Annotated in this window: 12 protein-coding genes and 1 pseudogene; all 13 read right to left on the minus strand. The window is 58.0% G+C overall.

Annotated features, from left to right (window positions below; translation table 11 throughout):
- Nucleotides 1–13: 13 nt before the first annotated feature.
- A complete protein-coding gene (locus tag ACO6BQ_RS04890) occupies nucleotides 14–2,017 on the minus strand; it encodes a peroxidase (RefSeq protein ID WP_489119795.1) in 2,004 nt (667 codons plus the stop codon).
- Nucleotides 2,014–3,486, minus strand: a complete 1,473-nt coding sequence (gene pelG, locus ACO6BQ_RS04895) for an exopolysaccharide Pel transporter PelG (RefSeq protein ID WP_489119796.1) — start codon at nucleotides 3,484–3,486, stop codon at nucleotides 2,014–2,016. Before pelG ends, ACO6BQ_RS04890 begins: the two co-directional genes overlap by 4 nt.
- Nucleotides 3,467–4,913, minus strand: a pseudogene (gene pelF, locus ACO6BQ_RS04900) (GT4 family glycosyltransferase PelF). Before pelF ends, pelG begins: the two are co-directional and overlap by 20 nt.
- Nucleotides 4,913–6,736: a DUF2194 domain-containing protein gene (locus ACO6BQ_RS04905; protein ID WP_489119797.1), complete on the minus strand. Its 1,824-nt coding sequence runs from the start codon at nucleotides 6,734–6,736 to the stop codon at nucleotides 4,913–4,915. The pseudogene pelF and the gene ACO6BQ_RS04905 overlap by 1 nt, the downstream one beginning before the upstream one ends.
- Nucleotides 6,729–7,634, minus strand: coding sequence for a hypothetical protein (locus ACO6BQ_RS04910; protein ID WP_489119798.1), 906 nt, complete (start codon nucleotides 7,632–7,634; stop codon nucleotides 6,729–6,731). The genes ACO6BQ_RS04905 and ACO6BQ_RS04910 overlap by 8 nt, the downstream gene beginning before the upstream one ends.
- Complete coding sequence (locus tag ACO6BQ_RS04915; RefSeq protein WP_489119799.1) at nucleotides 7,631–9,766, minus strand: NAD-dependent epimerase/dehydratase family protein; 2,136 nt, start codon at nucleotides 9,764–9,766, stop codon at nucleotides 7,631–7,633. Before ACO6BQ_RS04915 ends, ACO6BQ_RS04910 begins: the two co-directional genes overlap by 4 nt.
- 355 nt (nucleotides 9,767–10,121) lie before the next feature.
- Nucleotides 10,122–10,247 (minus strand): secretion protein HlyD, encoded by a 126-nt coding sequence (locus ACO6BQ_RS04920; protein WP_489119807.1) that lies wholly within the window; start codon nucleotides 10,245–10,247, stop codon nucleotides 10,122–10,124.
- A 39-nt stretch (nucleotides 10,248–10,286) separates the two neighbouring features.
- Nucleotides 10,287–11,222, minus strand: a complete 936-nt coding sequence (cysK, locus tag ACO6BQ_RS04925; protein ID WP_489119800.1) for a cysteine synthase A — start codon at nucleotides 11,220–11,222, stop codon at nucleotides 10,287–10,289.
- 278 nt (nucleotides 11,223–11,500) lie between these two features.
- A complete protein-coding gene (locus tag ACO6BQ_RS04930) occupies nucleotides 11,501–13,498 on the minus strand; it encodes a penicillin-binding protein (RefSeq protein ID WP_489119801.1) in 1,998 nt (665 codons plus the stop codon).
- Between the two features lie 116 nt (nucleotides 13,499–13,614).
- Complete coding sequence (locus ACO6BQ_RS04935; protein WP_489119802.1) at nucleotides 13,615–14,310, minus strand: formate dehydrogenase subunit gamma; 696 nt, start codon at nucleotides 14,308–14,310, stop codon at nucleotides 13,615–13,617.
- 5 nt (nucleotides 14,311–14,315) lie between these two features.
- Nucleotides 14,316–15,140: a 4Fe-4S dicluster domain-containing protein gene (locus ACO6BQ_RS04940; RefSeq protein WP_489119803.1), complete on the minus strand. Its 825-nt coding sequence runs from the start codon at nucleotides 15,138–15,140 to the stop codon at nucleotides 14,316–14,318.
- A 36-nt stretch (nucleotides 15,141–15,176) separates the two neighbouring features.
- Nucleotides 15,177–16,049 carry a formate dehydrogenase accessory protein FdhE gene (locus ACO6BQ_RS04945; RefSeq protein WP_489119804.1) on the minus strand — a complete coding sequence of 291 codons (873 nt, stop codon included), beginning with the start codon at nucleotides 16,047–16,049 and terminating at the stop codon, nucleotides 15,177–15,179.
- An 86-nt stretch (nucleotides 16,050–16,135) separates the two neighbouring features.
- Nucleotides 16,136–19,153, minus strand: a complete 3,018-nt coding sequence (gene fdnG, locus ACO6BQ_RS04950) for a formate dehydrogenase-N subunit alpha (protein WP_489119805.1) — start codon at nucleotides 19,151–19,153, stop codon at nucleotides 16,136–16,138.
- Nucleotides 19,154–19,274 lie beyond the last annotated feature (121 nt).

A 19,274-nucleotide genomic window follows, 5' to 3' on the forward strand; every position in this document is an offset into this window, starting at 1 on the left:
CTCGTATTTCCTATTACAGTGTTTCCTGATACCAGAATGTAACACCCCAGCCGTTGTAGCCGAATCCGCCATCATCACTGCGGACGTACCGCTCCGCCTGGAAGGTGAAATTCTTGCGCTCGGTGATCTTCCACTCCACTCCCGCGACGAGAGACTTGCGCTTGAAGCCGCCGCCCGTGTTGAGCGCCGTGCGCAGCGGGTCGGAAGTGTTGCTGACATCCGAATAATGTGCCATGAGCAGCCATGCGAGTTTGGGCGATACACGATGGCGCAGCCCCAGACCGTAGTACTGCCGTGCAACACTTTGCGATGCAATGCCGCTCGCCGCCTCTGTCAGAGCATAAATGGCGTAGAAGCGCACTTCGTCCTTTTTCGACACCTTCTGATTGTGAAAATAGCGCAGCTCCCAGTCGTCACCGTCGCGGTAGCGATTTTTTCCGGTGATCGTACGGCTGTCCGTATCCACCGCATCCTGCTCCGCACGCCCCGTCATATTGTGATAGAGCTGCACCATGTACTGCTTCTTCTCGCCCGCATGAAGGTATTCCACTTCCTGCGAAAAAACATTGCCGGGAGAAACACTTGCACTTGGCACTTCCTTCGAGTAGTCGTAACTGCTGCGCATGGTGTAGCTCAAGCGTCCCGTCAAACGATCACGCTCCGTGATGAGATGCACGACTTCGACGCTCGGGATGTACTGCCAGCCCGCACCGAAGTCCGTAAAGCGCGCCAAACTCTCGGGCACGACCGCATAACGGGCAAAACGGCTCTGCCCTGTCGGTACGCTCATGCCAAATCCATAGTAAACGCGATTGATCGGCTTCTCATTGCGTAGTGTAACACTGAGCTGCGTGTCTGTCCAGCCCGAGACGCTGCCATTTTCATAGCCCGTATCGGACTTCAAATAGCCCGTCGAGAGCCCATAGTCGAGCTTCGTCTTGCCCGCATGGGTGCGTGCGAAGTAGGAGAATGGCAGATAGAGCTGATGCCCCACATGGTCGCCATGCCAGGCATAGTATTCGAGCCCCGTCTGGTAGCCCCTGCCCTCGCCGAGGTACTTGAGCTCGTGCTCACTCTGTGCAAGCTGCTTCTGTGCTGTCACCTCATCACGCGCAGCCTCCGATGCCCATTTCTTCGCCTCGGCATCGTAGTTCTCCGCCTCGACGCGGTCGCTCTGCAGCTGTGTGAGATCTGCCGTGCTCGCGGTCAGTTCCTGCTGATATTCCGCAACCAGTTCGCGCGCGTCGCGCTCGGCATCCTCCGCCATCTCGCGTGCCGCCGTCAGCGCGTCAAAATGCGCCTCCACGGCATCGAGTGCCGCCTGCGCCGCCGTCAGCTGCGCCGAGATGGCATCGAGCTGTGTCGTACCGCCTTCCGCCCCCGTGCCAACAGATCCGCCCGCCAGTGCCGCCTCAACCATGATCTGCGCGTCCTCAATGCGGTTCTGCTCATACCCGACCTCGCTGAGAACACGCTCCACCACTGCCGCACGCTCCGCCCATGCCGTGCTGCCGGGCGTGGACGCCCCTGCGATGCGGCTTTCCTGCGCATAGAGCGCGTTGACCTGAGCGCGCTGTGCATAGACCTGCGGCGCATAGCCCGCCTCCGCCTGCTGTGCCGCAATCGCTTCCGCCGTGCGTGCCGCACTCGCCTCCTCCGCCATGCTGAGAGCGATACGGACAGCGGCAAGATGGTCCTCGGCAGCTCTGAGATTCTGCCCGACGAGGACGAGGTTTTTCGCCGCATCCGCCGTCGCCGCGCGCGCCTCCGCGAGGTTGTTCCGCGCATTCTCGAGGTCGGCCTTCGCCTGTGCAAGGCCGTCCACCGCCGCATGGTAGGAGCGGATCTCCCCCTCCACATTCGACATATAGGAGAAATAGCCGGGGACATCATGCAGAGTATCGTGACTTGCCGCCATCACCCCATGCCCTGTGCCAAGGGCGCAGAACGCACACACTGCGGCTGCCGCAGGGCGCACGAAACCGCCGCGCCGCATCCGCCTTCGTAGCATACTCATGCCTTTTCCATCCTTTCCAGATCCGGAAGTGCATCCCCATAGAGCCAATTTGCAATCGTGTAGAAAATCCCCGCATTTGCCTGATAAAAGACGGGCTGTGCGCAGAACACATAGTAGTTGATCCCGCGCCCAAAGCGCATGAGTGCCCACACGCTGTAGGCAAGCGCGAGTGCCGTCGCGAGGAAGAAGCCGAATCCATAGCTTTTCTCCCCGAGGTACAGACTGAGGACGCCAAAGACGAGGTTCGCCCCCGCCGCGATTGCGCCAATCCGCCACACGCCGCTCTGAAAGTCAAAGTACTCAAGCATAATCATGAGTACCTGCAGCGCACCCGCAAAGAATGCGGCGAAGAGCATGACGTTGAACATATTCACCGAGTTGTAGTCCAGCCCCGCAAACGAGAGCACATAGTTGCCGAATGCGAGGAAGACCAGGGTAAAGACAAACTGGAACTCGAACACCTGCCGCAGCTCGAACCACATGACATAGAGCAGATCCTTGCGCGCGTCCTCGATCATGTGGAGGTTGCCGCCGTGCGTGATCGCCGTGAAATAATCCGCGTACCGCTCATAAAAATGCGTCTCCACCTTCACGACGAACATCGTCGTGAGCGGCAGAATTGAGAGCAGCGCGTAGAAAACCACCACATCATAGCGCGGCGCGTAGAGGAAGGTATCGTGAATCAGCACGCCCCACGGCCCCTGCCAGATGATGATGTTCGGCAGGAAGAGCCCGAGCGTGTAGCCGAATGCCCCGATGAAGAGCCGCCCGTGCCGCCCGAGATACGGGAGAAAGGCAAACAGCATCCCGTCCTGCGGCAGACCGAAACGGCTTGTCACATAGAGGAAGAAGAACAGGACGAGCACGCCCATCCCCACATTCATCGCCAGCAGCGCCGCTGCAGCGGGCGGCAGGAGTGCCGTCTGCAAAAAGGCAAACGCCAGTGCGAGGCTGATGAGAACCCCCGCGAGATAGCCGAGGATCAGATACTTGAACTTCTTGACCGCCGTGAGGTAGACGCTGCCGACCCAGACGAGAAGCAGCGCGGAAAAGAAGAGATGCGACAGGATTTTCAGCTCGAGCGCGAGCGGTTTCCCCCAGAAGAAAAGGACCGATGCAATCGTCCCAAGTACGAGCAGGATCGCACTCATGCCGAACATGGACGGTGTCACATCGCGGTAGTGCTGGACGGTGATGCAGTCCGCGAGGTAGCGCGTCAGCACAATGGTAAAGCCGCAGGAGAGGAGCTGCGAGAAGACGAAGGAGTAGACCACCGCCCCCAGAAAGACCGCCGACGCATCCGCATCCACATTGTAGTTCTGAAACAGCATCTGGATCGCAAGCACCATACTCGTGAGGAGGGCAAACGGCCCTGTGGTGACAATCGCGGAGTACGAATACGCCTTGATGTGCCCCGCTGCCGTGCGCGCACTGAAAAGCCGCTTGAGTTCAAACCCGACGCCCGCCATGCGCTCCCTCCTTTGCTGTCTGCTCGTAGGCATTCCGATACGCGTCAATAAACTGCTCGTAGGTATAGTGTGCCTGCGTCCGTGCAAAACCGACCGCCGCCATGGAGCGGCGCAGCTCATAGCTGCGCGCGAGCCGCAGGATCTCATGTGCCATCGATTCATAATCCATCGGCGCGACCATGGCCCCCGCCGTTCCAAGGGTATCATTGCTGTCGCCGTAGATCAGCTCGCGACAGCAGCCGACATCCGTCGTCACATAGGGACGGTGTGCCGAGAATCCTTCAAGGACGGCGAGCGGCTGCCCCTCACTGATGCTCGAGAGCACCAGAATATCCATCTTCGGCAGATACTCCGCGACGGGGACGGAGCCCGTGAATGTCACATCCTCAAGTCCCAGCATCCGCACCGTCCGATGACAGACGGCGACGTAGTCAGGATCCTCCTCAAGCCCGCCCATAACGACGAGCTGTGCGTCCTGCATCTCGCGTTTGACGATCGCAAAGGCACGCAGCAGTGTCAGAATATCCTTGATGGGCACGACGCGCACGACCGCACCGATGGTGATCGGCCCGTCGTGATCCGTCAGCTCCGGAATATGGCTAAATCGCTCCATGTGAACACCGTTCGGCACGATGTTGATTTTCTCAGGAGCGCATCCAAGCCCCTCGGCAATCTTCCCATTGTGGCCGAACAGCGTGTAGAGACGCTGCGCACTGGTGTAGGAGAGCCGCGCAAGATAGTAGAAATAGCGAATCCAGAGCCCCTTGAAGTCCGTCTTGACCCAGTCGCTCTTGATGATCTCCGCCTCGCGCTCACGCGAATAGATCCCGTGCTCCGTAATCATATACGGCTTGTTGTAGAGCGTCGCCGCCATCGCACCAATCACGCCGCAGTAGCCCGTTGCGACACTGTGGTACACATCCGCCTCGGGCAGTTTCTGCTGAAGCAGATAAAAGAGCGGCAGGAGCATCGAGCGCATCGTCCAGAAAAAGTCCGTAAACGGGAGATTGTTATACTCCTCACGATAGACACGGACGACGATATCAAAGAAGTCGCTCGACATAAAGACCGCAAGCGGCGAGCTCCAGCGTCCATGCCGAAAGATTTCCGCAAGATACTTCAGCGGAACATCACGCCCCCCCCCCGCGCACGAACTCGTAGAGGAGCTGCTGCTCCTCGGCATTCAGGATGTTTTCGAGCATATCCGAGCTGCGCAGGTTGAGGATTTCGTCCAAAAACGACTCCTCGACCCCAATGCAGTTCTCGGGCAGCTTGTACTTGAACTTTCCCCGATCCTTTGCCTCCGCACCGACCGAGTAGATGACAAACTCGTGCTCCGGCAGCCCCGTCATGAGCATCTGAATCCACGAGGACACACCGCCCACGACGTAAGGATAGCAACCCTCTGCGAGAAGACAGATTCGCATCAGGGCACCTCCTTCCAGTAGATACGCGCCATAGCGGCATTCGTGCGAATCAGGTATACCCCCTCATCCGCTGGCTCCGCCGTACAGCCCTCCGTGCGCTCGATCATATGCTCCGTGTGCAGGAGGAAGCGCAGCTCGCCCGCAGCCCCCCATGTATAGAGCTCCATGCCATCCGGCCTCTCCTGCACGCGGTAGTCCATGTCAAAGTAGTCCGAGAAAAACGGCAGACTGTCCGAGATCGTCTCCGCCGTCAGCCACGGAAAGCGTGTGCTGATCTTGTGCATAAAGGAGCGCATCCCCGTCTCCATCTCTTTCCACGTCGTATTCGCCGCGGTCTCGTAAAAGATCTCGTCGGGATGGATGAAATGGGAAAACACGCCGATGTAGTTGAGTGCACTGATCTCCTGCCAGAGAATGAGCCCGTCGTCCTCATGCCCCGAACTGATGCGCGGGATCTCGTAGACACCGTCCTTGTACTCAAAATTCTGATAGTAGGCACGCTCATTCGAAGGACCATCGAACAGCGAGCCAAACACGATGACCTCGGGGAAGACCTTGCGAATCGCCGCCTTGCCCTCGGGGCTCATGATGTTCGACGGCGGCACATAGAAGCGGAAGTCATAGTCCGGGTAGACGGACTTCACGTAGTTGCGAAGCTCGCTCAGAGCCTCCTCCATATCCGCCTGACTCTCCCACGGCACGTAGTTGAGCTGCTTCTGACCGTAGCCCTCGGGCGCGAGCGGCTGATGATTGTAGCCGTGCAGCCCGAGTTCGCCGCCCATATTGAGGAGTTCGCGCCCGTAGATGATGAGCCCGTCGCGCGTCGCGCGTCCGCCGAGCGAGCGGAACGGTCCTTTGACCTGATTTCCGTACGTCTCGATGATTGCACCCGTATAGCGGATATTCTCCTCCTCGGCAAGACGGCGGATGAACGGCCACCAGATCTTGCGGTAGAACGTCTCCGTATCCACGCCGAGTTCGTTGTAGATGCGCTCAAAGTCGCCCTCGGGGACAGGCGCAGGGAAATCGTCGAGAGTGAAGAGCTTCACACCGACCACAGGATAGATCGTATCCGTCCCACAGTGCGCCATCAGCGCGGTAAAGATGCCAAGATTCGTCTTGTCGTCGCGCTCGACACCGTTGTATGTGTAGATTTTCCCCGCACCGAGGGACTTCTCCCAGAGGAGCGGCATCCCATCGACGCTCGTAATGTGTACGGTCGTATCTGCGGTCAACGTGACCCTGTTCGCACGGGTCATGAACGCCGCTCCCTCGTCAAACTGAAAGTCCTTGCCGCCAACGAGGAAATTCGTCAACAGATGAATGCCGCTTACGTCCGTGACCGCCCCCAACTGCGCAACACCAAAGGCCGCAAGCGTCGATGCGTCGATGGGACGCTCCTCAACCGGCTCGATTTTCTGCAGAGCGAGCACCGTGCCGCCCGCGCGTGCATAGTCCATGATCTGCGGTAGGACAGATATGCTGCTCAGATGTCCTGTCGCAAGCGCAATACCCTGATACGAGCCGAGAAAGGGCTGCGGGTCGTCGAGCGGACGACTCTCGAACGCCTTGCGCTTCTCCGTCAGGATCTTCTCCATATTGTGCCGTGCGTACATACTCAGCACATCCGTCGGGTCGTAGATGATGAGGAACTTTTCGCGCGGCAGAGCCTCATCGGTCGGGGCAGGACGGAGCAGACGATCCGTAAGCGGGCGATTGCCCACCGCCCCCAGATGGAGGAAACCGTCGAGACGACTGTACTGGAAGAACAGCCCCGCGAGAAATGCGATGAACATTAGGATGCACAGACTGCGTTTATTCACGGCGCACACCTCCATCCCAATAGCGGATCGCCTGCATCGCCTCATTGCTGAGGCGGGTCGGCAGTTTTTTCAATGCCTGGACGGTCTCCTGCAGACGCTCCATATCATGTGCTGCTTGAAAGAGATTCAGCATGAGGAGAAGCGGCAGCTCCTGTGTGGGGTGCTGTGCACGGAACGCCGCACACGCCGTCTCTGCTGCCTCCAGCTGCCCATTGCGAATAAACCCGCGAATCTCTTCCGCCTGATAGGCGGGATGGTCGGGATGACGCTCCGCGAGGATGCGCAACATCTCCATATAGCGCGTACGCTGCTGCTCCCGCGTCACGGAGTCACCGTATTGACGGAGCAGGAATTCACGCACCTTGTCCACATATTCGTTGAGGAGATCATCGTCATCCGCGCTGCGCTTCATTGCCTCTTCGAGCGCGTAGATCTCTTCGCTCAGCTGCTCCATGTGCGCCGTCATCATCGACACGGCATAGTAGGCAATCTCGCGGTCACTGTCGTGAACCGCCTCGTTCAGGATCGCCTGTCGCTCCACAACATCCTGCTTGATCGCGTCGGTAAAAAATTTGCGTTTGAGCTTCGGATCATCGACGAGGAACACGTCACGCAGGGGCACAATGTCTCCGCTGTAAGCGTGTTCGCCGAAGGACATACTGAGATCCTCGTCCTCCTCCTTCGGACCTGTCCGCTTCATGAGCCCGAGCATCTGCCCAAAGAGCTCGTACAGGACGAGGATGAGGAGCCCCATGACCGGCATAGCAAGGGCAAAACTCCCCTTTGCCGCCGCCGAAATCCTGCCGCGCCGCCGTGACTCGACCGCTGCGTAGAGAAGAGCGAGCACAGCATTCAGCGCAAAGATGTACGCCGGCTCCGCAAATATACTCTCCATCATAGTGCCTGACTCTCCCCGGTCTCCACGCCCACCTTCGCCAGACGTTCGCGCACCATGTCGAGCGTCTTGCCCGCGACATCGGGCAGGAGGATGGAGACCCCCGTCTCCGTCGCCCCCATGAAGTCCTCGCCGCGAATGCTGTGAGCGATCTGATGATCCAGCTCGCTGTAGCTGAGGCCATTGACCTTCAGCGCGAGCAGTGTGACCGGATAATCCGGCTGCATACGGCGGCGTTCGCGGAACTCCTCGATGACCTTTTGGAACTCTTCGCTGCGCAGGATGCGTGTATTATCGAGATATTTCTGATCCGCCGTCTCCTGCTCCCATGCGTAGGCACGAGCGAGTGAACTCGAGACGAGACGTGCCGTGATCGATAGGAGGTTCTGCTGATAGAGACTCCACTGCTCAAAGTCGAGGTTATAGATTTGGAGCACAGCAATGACGCGCCCCTCGTAGGAGATCGGTGCGGCGAGATCGGGCAGGCCCTTGATGAGATCACGGTTGACGAAAATCTTCTTTTCATCCAGCATCTGCACGAGGTAGGGATTGTCCTCCACGCGCACGGAGCGCGGCAGCTCGTGCGTATGCGTACCGAGACGCACCTTCTGGCGCAGGTACCAGCCTCCCTCGCCTACGACGTAGACCACAACGTCCTTCACACTCAGGATGTCGGCCGTCACCGATGCCGTCTGCGTGTAGAGATTCTCCGTCTCGACGGAGTCCAGACGCGAGACGATGCGGTAGAGGCGCCCGATGCTGTCGTCCGAGTTCACAATCTGACGATAGAGGCGGTCCTTCACCGCAAGATTTTCCTTGAAGATCTTCTCGAGGAAGGCATAGCGGTATTGCAGACGCCGCTTGATGCGGCTGTCCGCAAGCTGCTGATAGCTCGCGCGGTCGGCAAAGTAGCCCGTCAGCACAGCGGCGAAGAAATACGAGACGAAGTGCAGGAACTCGCGCGGGTTGTAAAGCATGGCGACGAGATCACCCCCCTGTGCGAGAAGACTGTGGATGAGCAGGACGAGCGAGAACAGTGCCGCAATGAGTGCCTGTTGTTTCCCGTAGAGAAGCCCCATCGTACCGATATAGATAAAGGCAAAGTCGAACGCCGTCATGCTGTTCACCGGTGCGCCACCCTGCAAATAGATGATGCCCGCCGTCACGAGTGCGCCCCCGAGATTTTCCGCATACGGAACAACCTTCCGGCGAACCCGTTCGAGCCACGCGCGCCGCGAGCGCACACGAATATCATCCATATGGGCGTTGTGCGCCGCCTGCATTGCCTCATACGTCTCCTTGAGACCTTCCGCGAGCGGTCGCCGCGAACGCCAGCCCAGCTCGCGCTCGACAATCGCGCTGTGCAGAACGGCATGCCCCTGCGGCGCGCGCGGCTTCGCCCCCATACGCATGGACGGGAAAAACGCCCCGCAGATTCGGTAGAGCTCCTCCATCGTCGTCGCGCACGGTGCGGCAATGTGCAGACATGCCCCCTCAAAATTGCGCTCCGCCGCCTGATAGACGGCATAGACCGCATCCCGCGCATCCAGAAATCCATAGGCTGCCTGTGCCGGGTCATCATACTGCGGCAGGGCACGCCCCATCAGAGACGCACCGAAAAGACGCCCGACGAAGCCATCATCGGACATCTGTCCCGGTGCATAGAGATCCGGCATGCGCAGGATGGAGACGGGAAGCCCCTGCGCACGATAGACATTCCCCAGTGCCTCAAGACGCGCAAGCAGCTGTCCCTCCTCCGTCTGCGGAGACGGCGCATCCGTTTCCACAGGGGTCGTCCCGGGCGCAAATACCTCCGTCCCCGAGAGCAGAAAGATGCGTCGAATCTTTGCCTGCCGTGCCAGACGCAGCAATGCGTCCAGACGCTCCATCGCATGGGCGGGATCATGCTCCAAGCGATAGACGAGGAGATCCAGATTTTGCACGGCAAAGACCGCGTGCGCCTCCTCGCTCTCCGGATCGCAGTCGTACGTCTGAATGCCCTGTGGCGGCTTCTCCTCCGCTGCACCACGCAGACGGCAGACCTCCCACGCCTCCTTGCAAAAGCAGGCAGCAAGGAGCTGTTCAAAATAGCGAGGCAGACCCACGAACATCGCTTTTTTTGTCCAAGTACTCATACGATTGTCCTATACTCTCCATTCGCTTTGCAGATATAGCAACGATCCCTATGTCCGCACTCCCATTGTACGCAGAAAAATACAGCTCATGCAAATATTCTCACATATCTATGTTTTCATGTATGCAATGACATGTTTTTTCTAGTATATATTGATTCATCGTATGTAGCAAGATAAAGATAAGCTCATTTATCCAAATGTCATTTTTAACATCTTCTTCATATAGGATTTTTATCCTATATGATGGACTTTTCGAGAAAAACACGGCGTAGAGAAACGTTGGAAAGGGCACAAAGAAAGGCTTCTGTACGAAGTTTTCGTTTCGTACAGAAGCCTTGTTGATGCTGTCCTACGTTTAAGGAAGCACTGATAAATTCAGCACTGCCATCTTGGTGCATCTTTTGCGCCCTGCCATCGTCGACAAATCCTCCACATAGCTTTGGCTATGCGTCCGGTTTGTCTCCTTGACCGAACAAAAAATCTACACCAATCTGACAGACTTCATTTTATCAGCGATTCCTTAACGGTCGAGAAAGAGATCCGTCGAGAGATAGCGGTCGCCGCCGTCGGGCAGGAGAACGACAATCGTCTTGCCCGCGAACTCCGGTCGGCGTGCCAGCTCCACGGCAGCCGCAAGAGCTGCCCCCGAGGAGATACCGACAAGTGCGCCCTCGCGCCGCGCAAACTCCCGACCGTAGGCAAAGGCATCCTCGTTCTTCACCTGAATGATCTCATCATAGACTGTGGTATCGAGCGTCGTTGGTATGAATCCCGCGCCGATGCCCTGAATCTTATGCGGCCCCGGCTTGCCGCCTGAAAGCACAGGCGAGTCGGTCGGCTCCACCGCAACAACGTGAATGGAGGAGTTCTTGCTCTTGAGGTAGCGACCGACCCCCGAGACCGTGCCGCCCGTGCCGACACCCGCAACGAATGCGTCGATGTTCCCATCCGTATCCGCCCAGATCTCAGGTCCCGTCGTGCGTTCATGCACCGCAGGGTTTGCGGGATTCTCGAACTGCGACGGAATGAAGGAGTTCGGAATCTCCTTCTGCAGCTCGAGCGCACGCGCAATCGCTCCCTTCATCCCCTGCCCTCCCTCCGTGAGCACAATCTCTGCACCGTATGCCTTGAGCAGATTGCGACGCTCGACACTCATCGTCTCGGGCATCGTGAGGATTGCGTGATAGCCGCGTGCTGCCGCAACCGAGGCAATACCGATCCCCGTGTTGCCGCTCGTCGGCTCAATCAGTGTCGCCCCCGGCGCGATCTTGCCCTCGCGTTCTGCCTGCTCGATCATGGCAATCGCAATGCGATCCTTGACCGACCCTGCAGGATTGAAATACTCCAGCTTTACCAAGAGATTTGCCTGCAGCTCCTGTGCCCGTGCAAATCCTTTTGCCGCGAGCAGCGGTGTGTGTCCGATCAGCTCCGTCACAGTCTGGTAAACATTTGCCATAATTCATTCTCCTTTATGCTGCAAAAGTCATTTTAGTAAACATATCAAAAAAGTATGTTTATATGTTACTATCTTTTTTTCTCCCTGTCAAGGGGAAGACATAAAAAAACTGCCGCACGAAAATATTTTCATGCAGCAGTCCCGATCAACAATACCCGTTGCTTAGGGAAGCACTGATAAATTCAGTGCTTCCCTAGAGGTTTTATGTCCCACAGCTTCATCGATAAGGTGTCGAAAAGGATTCAAAATTGGATTTTTCAGCAAAAATCAATAAAAATTTATGTCGCTTCAAAATACACTTTGACATGTGTTCCCTGATCGACAATGTCATTGACACGGTGGCTCTGACGCACCGCAACACCCGTTCCCTCGCTCTCGAAGAAGAGCCCGCGCTGCTCGGCGAGGCGTGCCGCCTCGCGCATGGAGAGCCCTGTAAAGTCCGGCACGAGAGCCTTGCCCTCCGGTGGAGTCGCAACCGCCTCCATGCGCTTCTCTTCACTGCTCGTACGGGTGTGGGCATCCGTCTCCTGCTCCTGTGCAAAGGAATTGCTCGAAGGCTCCACATGCGCGTAGCGCAGGAGCTGAGTAAAGATACGCGAAGCGACAGGTGCGGCGATCTGTCCGCCGTAGAAATTGCCGCCACGCGGGTCGTCAATCACGACCAGCACCGTAAAAATCGGATCTTCGACAGGGGCAAACCCACAGAACGAGGCAATGTACCGACCGTCCAGGTATCCCCCGGTCTCGCGGCTGATCTTCTGTGCCGTGCCGGTCTTGCCCGCGATTCGGTAGCCCTTGACCCCTGCCTTCGCTCCGCCGCCCGTTGCAACAACCTGCTCGAGAAGACCGATGAGCGTACGATTGACCGTCTTTTGCAGCGTCTCGCGCACCTCCTGCGGCTTGCGCTCCTCATAGACCGACCCATCGGGGTTCTTGATCGTACGAATGATATACGGACGCATCAGTGTGCCGCCGTTTGCAATGGCAGACACCGCCGTCACGAGCTGCAAGGGGGTCACGGCAATGCTCTGTCCGATTGCAGCGGTTGCAATGTCCGAGTCCAGCATCTCGTCGGGTTGGAACAGGATTCCCTCCTCCTCGCCCGGCAGGTCGATGCCCGTGGTCTCGCCAAAGCCGAAGAGCCGCGTGTAGTGCATCAGTTTTTCCGCACCGAGCGACAGTCCGACCTGGGCAAACCCTGTATTGAGTGAGTTCTTTACAATATCGGTAAAGGTAACGGCTCCGTAGCTCTCGTTGTTCCAGTTCTGGATGCGACGCTCCGAAACAATAACATAGCCGGGGTCGTAAAAGACCTGATTCGGTGTGACAATGCCCTCCTGCAGTGCCGCTCCCGCAACAATCGCCTTGAACGTCGAGCCCGGCTCATAGTTGAAGGAGACGGCACGATTCTTGCGCTGCTCATCCGTATACTCCCAGAAGCGGTTTGGGTTGTACGAGGGACGGGATGCCATCGCCAAGATCTCCCCCGTCTTCGGATCCATGACAATCGCCGTGACGGAAGACGGCATATTCTCCGCCATGGCACGGTCAAGTTCCTGCTCCACCATGAACTGAATCGTACTGTCGATGGTGAGAATCGCCGTCTTGCAGTAGTCGCTGCCATAGGTGCGCCGCCCGAAGAAGATGGAGTCGAGGATCGGCCGCCGCTGTCCGTCGACAGTCAGGCGTTCCTCGCGCACCTCCCCCTTGAGCAGCGGGTCGAGCGCGTGCTCCACACCGCCCAGCCCCTTATCCTCCAAGCTGACGAAGCCAATCACATTCGCCGCGAGAGCGTCGTTCGGATAGTAGCGTTTCGCCTCGTTCTGAAAGCCGAGACAGTCACTGTAGCCCTTCTCACGGATGACAGCGCCTACCGCCTCGTATTCCGTGTGCTCAAGCCATCGCTTAACCCAGACAAAGCCGCCGCCGACGGCAATGTCGTCCAATATTTCCTGCTCCGTAAGTCCGAGGAGAGGCGCGATATCTGCCGCAATCTCCGCCGGATCATGCTCGTCATAGACATGATTGGGATCGATAAAGAGGGATCTCGTCATACTGCTGACGGCGAGCTCCTTGCCGTTGCGGTCAAGAATCGGACCGCGCAGTGTCTGTATACGGAACTCGTAACCGCTCTGGTCGCGCATCCGCTGTGCAAGCACATCTCCCTGAATGACTTGCAGATAGGCATAGCGGAACGTCAGCACGACGAGCACCACGAACATCACAACAGCAACGCGCGCAATGCGCCCCTGCACCATCGCACGAACATTTTTCATCGGATTGCGCTCCCCCATTTCTCGGATCATTCCCATCTCATCATATCATAAACGCGTATGAAAAAAAAGCCGCCGCAGCGCTCTGCGCCGCAGCGGCTTTCGTCAATGAAACGAAATCAGTGATGATCTTCCTTCTCTGCCTGCTCGATCTCCTCACGCGTCACAACTCCCTGTGCGATGAGTTCGCTCACCCATGCACCATGGTGATGTGCGGCATACGATGCTTTGATCGTGCCGTCCTTCATGCCATGGAGAGAGTCAGGGTTGACCCCAGCGGCGAGGTAGATGTGGCCGAGCGCCGCAGCGAAGCAGACGGCTGCCGCAATGCTGTGCACGGGAATCGCATACGCCGTGACGGTCGCCGGCAGGACGCTGTCGCCAAGCCAGAGAATCACGCCCGTAACGGCGATGACAACCGCAAGCACAAGCTGCAGGGCGATGTTCATCTTCTCACCGCCATTGTAGAAGCCCTGCGGAGGCATCCCGGGATCCTTGCCCATCAGCTCGATGGGAAACTTCTGCATGAACTCCATGTCTTTCGGACCGAAGCGGAAGACTTCCTTGATCATCGTCATATAGCCTTCACGCGCAATGAAGAAGCCGATGATCGGGGTCGCGATGAACAGAACACCGAATACGCGGTGTGCGTACATGAGCGTCTTGTCACCGAAGATGTCATACATAAAACGGAAGGTGTCCGCATAGAGCGGCAGCGCCGTGAGGAAGAGCATGAAGAACGCAAATGCGTTCAGCCAGTGACAGAGGGCAAATGTCTTCTGATGGCGCGGAACAAATTTCTTGTTGATCAGCATTGTGCTCACCCCTTCTCCTGTTCCTGCGAGGAACTCTTGGCACTCGACTTCACCATTTTGCTGAGCACCATAGCGCCGACGATCCCTGCGGCTGCACCGCCGATGGCGAGCTTCGTAAAGGTGCGACCCGCCTTCCAGAGGTCGATCGAAAGCGGCGTAACAGGGTTTGCCGGCAGACCGTATACCTCGGGCTTATCGGGCAGGACGTAGATCATGTGCGTTCCGCCTACGCCCTCGGGGCTGTAGACGTTCGCATTCGGGAAATTCGGTTTGATCTTCGCACAACGCTCCGCCGCGAGCTGCTTCATCTCCTCAAGCGTGCCGAATTCCAGCGCGTGCGAAGTGCAGGTCTTGGCGCACGAGGGCTTCAGGATCTCCCCCGTCGTCTCGTAGCCGTGCGCGATGCGATCATAGCAGAGATCGCATTTCGTGGACTTGTGACGGATCTCGTCAATCTTGGGAATGTGCCACGGGCAGTTGTGCTCACAGTAGTGGCAGCCGACGCACTTGTCCTCGTTGATGACGACGGTGCCGTTCGGGTTGCGGTCGATGGCGTTTTCCGGGCAGCCCTTCGCGCAGGCGGGGTCGCCGCAGTGAAAGCAGTTCTTCTTGAAGAAGTCCCAGTGGAACTTCCCCTTGTCATCAACGCGCTCCTTCATCTCGATGAGCGTATAGACACGCGGCGTAAGGTCTTTGTGCGACTGGTACTCGCCCTCGAACGGTGTGTCCATATCGGGCGGCAGGTCGTGCCACTGTTTGCAAGCCACCATGCAGCCGCGACACGCAGTGCAGCGCGACATATCATGCAGCATTGCGATTTCCTGTGTCATGACGTTCGCTCCTCTCCTTATCTGAGTTGATACATTTTATTCCATTATGGTGTTGCCCTTTTTATGAAGCCCCTTCTCCTCGGCGAGGAGATCGAGATGGACGCTCGCCCAGTCCTGCCGATAGATTGCATCGGCATCGCTGCCGTCGGCCGGTCCCCGATAGGTCTTGATGTAGCTGTCGCACGCGTCGCAGATATCAAGACGCATCAGATCGCTGTCCGTCGGTTCGAGCATGTGCATCTTCTCCAGATCCGTGTTGCCGCAGTAGACGCAGCCAACACGCGCATAGAGCCAACGCGTGCCGCATCCGCCGCAGACGAGGTCGCGCGTGCGCCCCTGTCGATGCTTGCGGAGATCCGCGAGCACCGGCTGCCGTCCGCAAACGGGGCAGAAATTCTCACGGAAACGCGGCCTATCGCGGTCGGGATTCCACCCGTCCGGATCCTTCAGCGCTGCGGGTACGAGCGCGGCGATCATGCGCCATGTGGTGCTGCGAATAAAGCCCTCGTTGAGCGCGTGCTGCTCGCACAGTGCCGAAAGAGCCTCCTTGTCCTGCGTGAGTACGGCGATGATGAATTCTTCCTTTGCCGCCTTGCGCAGCTTCTTCAGCACAGCGAGATACTCACGTGCCGATTCCTGCATGAGCGGCGGAACCTCTGCCGCAGCGATGCGGGCAAAGACCTCCTCCTGCATGAGGTAGACCGCACGCACCATACGATTGCGATAGGTCTCCTGCTGCAGGATGGGCAGTTTCTCCGTCAGCGTCTTTGTGACGGCGCGCTCGGGCAGCTGGATGGCCTCCGGCATACCGACCGCCTCATCGACGAGACGGTGAATGCGCTCCGCCTCAGCGAGGAACGGATACTGCTTGAGGAAGCGCTTCATCGGATCGATTTTCTTCGGTTTCATAAAAGGGGTCTCCCCGTCTTTTCAGACGTTATTCCTATTTATTTTTTGCGCGATCATGCCCCATGCGGTTCATGCCGCAAAGGGAGTTACAACCGTTCGACGTTGGCAAGGCAGGCCTTGAACTCCTGCTCCTGTACGTTCGGATCGAGCGCGTCGATGGTAAGATAGTTGCCCGAGGGTCCCTTCGAGAGTCCCTTGAAGCCCCAGTTGTAGGGCATCCAGATCATATGCGTCAGCTTGCCGTTGACCATGAGCGGCTGTGCGCGCTTCGTGACCATTGCCTTGACCTCAATTGCACTGCGCGCCGTGCTGACACGGACGAGGTCGCCGTTGCGGACACCGAGTTTCACCGCCAACTGCTCGGACATCTCGACGAACGGTTCCTTGACCAGCTCGTTGAGATACGGGATATGACGCGTGATTGTACCCGAGCACCAGTGCTCCGTCAGACTCGAGGAGCAGAGGACATACGGATACTCGTCCGGCGTACCGATCTTCTGGTACTTCGGCACACGCGGATAGATGACACAGGGGTTGAACTCGGTCTTCTGTCCCTCGTTCATCACGTTCTTCGTCGGGCTTTCAACCGGCTCGTAGAACTCGGGCAGGGGACCGTCCACCGGCGTATAGGAGTGGTCGCGCGTCATGCCGTTCTCCACATCGCTGTACTCAGCGGCAAAAAGACGTGCAATGCCCTCGGCGTTCATGCGGAACGGCTTCTGCCCGCCGGGGGTATTCGGTCCCTGCGTACGGTCAGCAACGTCGGGAACGTCGTAGCCGTCCCAGATCCCCTTCGCCTCATCCCACCAGACGAGTGCCTGCCCCGGTCTGACCGGCTTGCCGTTCTCATCGCAGGATGCACGGTTGTAGAGCATATGGATGTTGTCGGGCCAGACCCATGCAAAGTTCGGGTAGATGCCCATGTCGCCGTGGTCTTCCTGTCCGCGACGGCGCGCATTATGCACCCCGTCACCGTACACGCCCGTGAAGATCCACATACCCGCCATCGTCGTACCGTCGTCGCGGATCTCACGGATGCCGCGCAGGAGATGGCCGTCTGTCAGATCATAGCCGTTGCACTCCTTCATGATGTTCTCGACATAGGTCTGTCCATCGTCCGGATCGCCGAAGTTCCATGTGAGGAGCTTGAGTCCGTTATCCTTCGGGTCGGTGGAGTCCTTGTAGAGTTCACGGATGCGTTTCCAGAGCTTGTCGATGATCCAGTAGTCGGGACGCGAGTCATTCACCGGATCGGGCCCCTTCATGCGCCACTGAATCATGCGCTGGGAGTTCGTCATCGTGCCGCAGCGCTCAAGGTAGGAGGCAGCAGGCAGGAAGATGACCTCAGTCTTGATGTCCGCCGGATTGTCCCCCGGACGCTCCCAGAACGCAGCTGTCTCGTTGACGAAGACATCCTGTACGATGAGTGTGTCGAGGTTTTTAAGCCCCTCGTTGACCACCGTCAGATTTGCGTTCGTCACCTGCGGGTTCTGTCCGCAGACGTAGATGCACTTGACGATGCCCTCAATCGCCTTTTCGAACATGACGTAAAGCGAGTCGTTGTGCGTGCCATTGCGGATCGGCAGCGCGTTGAACATATAGTCGTTCGACGCATTCGCCGCATCACCGTACCACGCCTTGAGGAGGTTCTTGAGGTACTTCGCCTTGGCCGTACCGTTGCTCTGCGTCCACTTCGCGAGGGTATCCGTCTTATGCGTCGGATACGAGAGGTATGCCGGCAGATACTGGAACATGATGCCGTAGTCCGTCGAGGACTGCACGTTCGGCTGTCCGCGCATCGCGTCGATGCCGCCGCCCGAGACACCGATGTTGCCCATGAGCAGCTGGATGATCGTAAAGCAGCGGATGTTCTCAACGCCGATCGTGTGCTGGCACATGCCGAGCGCGTACATCATGACCGTCGGCGTGATCGTCGAGAAGAGCTCTGCCGCCTTCTGAATATCCGCCACAGGCATCCCCGTGATCGCAGACGCCTTTTCCATCGTATAGCGCGAGAAATGCTTCGCAAGGCGATCCATGACCGTGCCCGGTGTCGCGAGCGTGAGAGCCTTCATCGGCTTTCCGTTGCTGTCGAGCTTGTAGCCCCATGTCGTCTTGTCATAGGTGCGTGTCTTCTCGTCATAGCCGGAGAAGATGCCCGCATCGAAGTCAAAGTCGTCGCGCAGGACGCAGAATGCGTTCGTGTTGCGGCGCAGATAGTCAATATCGTATTTCTTGTTCTGGATAATATAATTGATAAGTGCTCCGAGGAATGCGATATCTGTGCCGGGACGCAGCTGGAAGAAATGGTCTGCAACGCGCGAAGTACGGGTATAGCGGACATCGACATGGACGATAATCGCGCCGTTGTCCTTTGCCTCCATGACGTTCTTCATCCCCATCGGATGACACTCCGCCATGTTCGAGCCTTCGATCCAAACCATCTTCGCATGCTTGATGTTGTACCACGAGCCGTTCATCGCACCGCGCCCGAATGCAGCACTGAGTGCCGGCGGTGTCGTTGCGTGGCAGACACGCGTCTGGTTGTCGAGTTTGACCACACCGAGACCGCGCACCATCTTGATGAGCTGGTAGCACTCCTCGTTGTTGACCTGCGAGCCGCCAATCAGACCAATCGCATCGGTACGGTTGCTCATGAACTTGTAGCCGTTCACCTCGTCCTCGCGGGTCCAGTTCTCGTCACGCGCCTTCTTGATGGCACGCGCTGCGCGGTCGATTGCCTCCTCCCAGCTGATCTCCACCCAGTGATCGCTGCCGGGCGCACGGTACATGGGGCACTTCGGACGCTCTGCCGAGTTCGGAATGTGACCGTAGCCAACACCCTTCGGGCACAGTCCCCCGCGGTTGACCGGATGATCCGCTGCACCTTCGAGGTTGATCAGCTTGCCATCCTTTACATAGCCGAGGGTTCCGCAGCCGCAGGCGCAGAAGTGGCAGACGGAGGTAAATTCCCGACCGCCCGTCAGCTTGTACTCTTTCGCCGCCGCCTCGACCTTGCCGACATCGAGACCGAGACTTGCGAGTGCCAGCCCGACGCCGCTTAGCCCGGTGGCTTTCAAAAAGTCACGTCTGCTAAGGTTCATCGTGATTCTCCTTTCATATCGGCGGAAATCCGCCGACAGGCTCTCCTAAACCTTATAAATGATTACGGAAGCACTGATAAATTCAGCCACGCCATCTTGACGTATCTTTTTTGCCCGCACT

The sequence above is a fragment of the Centipeda sp. (in: firmicutes) genome, assembly GCF_057271695.1.

What these genes read in the sequence shown, in the direction of transcription:
- ACO6BQ_RS04945 (WP_489119804.1), bottom strand. Translation starts at nt 16,049, where the DNA reads ATGAAACCGAAGAAAATCGATCCGATGAAGCGCTTCCTCAAGCAGTAT.
- ACO6BQ_RS04910 (WP_489119798.1), bottom strand. Translation starts at nt 7,634, where the DNA reads ATGATGGAGAGTATATTTGCGGAGCCGGCGTACATCTTTGCGCTGAAT.
- ACO6BQ_RS04940 (WP_489119803.1), bottom strand. Translation starts at nt 15,140, where the DNA reads ATGACACAGGAAATCGCAATGCTGCATGATATGTCGCGCTGCACTGCG.
- fdnG (WP_489119805.1), bottom strand. Translation starts at nt 19,153, where the DNA reads ATGAACCTTAGCAGACGTGACTTTTTGAAAGCCACCGGGCTAAGCGGC.
- ACO6BQ_RS04935 (WP_489119802.1), bottom strand. Translation starts at nt 14,310, where the DNA reads ATGCTGATCAACAAGAAATTTGTTCCGCGCCATCAGAAGACATTTGCC.
- ACO6BQ_RS04915 (WP_489119799.1), bottom strand. Translation starts at nt 9,766, where the DNA reads ATGAGTACTTGGACAAAAAAAGCGATGTTCGTGGGTCTGCCTCGCTAT.
- ACO6BQ_RS04930 (WP_489119801.1), bottom strand. Translation starts at nt 13,498, where the DNA reads ATGAAAAATGTTCGTGCGATGGTGCAGGGGCGCATTGCGCGCGTTGCT.
- cysK (WP_489119800.1), bottom strand. Translation starts at nt 11,222, where the DNA reads ATGGCAAATGTTTACCAGACTGTGACGGAGCTGATCGGACACACACCG.
- ACO6BQ_RS04890 (WP_489119795.1), bottom strand. Translation starts at nt 2,017, where the DNA reads ATGAGTATGCTACGAAGGCGGATGCGGCGCGGCGGTTTCGTGCGCCCT.
- pelG (WP_489119796.1), bottom strand. Translation starts at nt 3,486, where the DNA reads ATGGCGGGCGTCGGGTTTGAACTCAAGCGGCTTTTCAGTGCGCGCACG.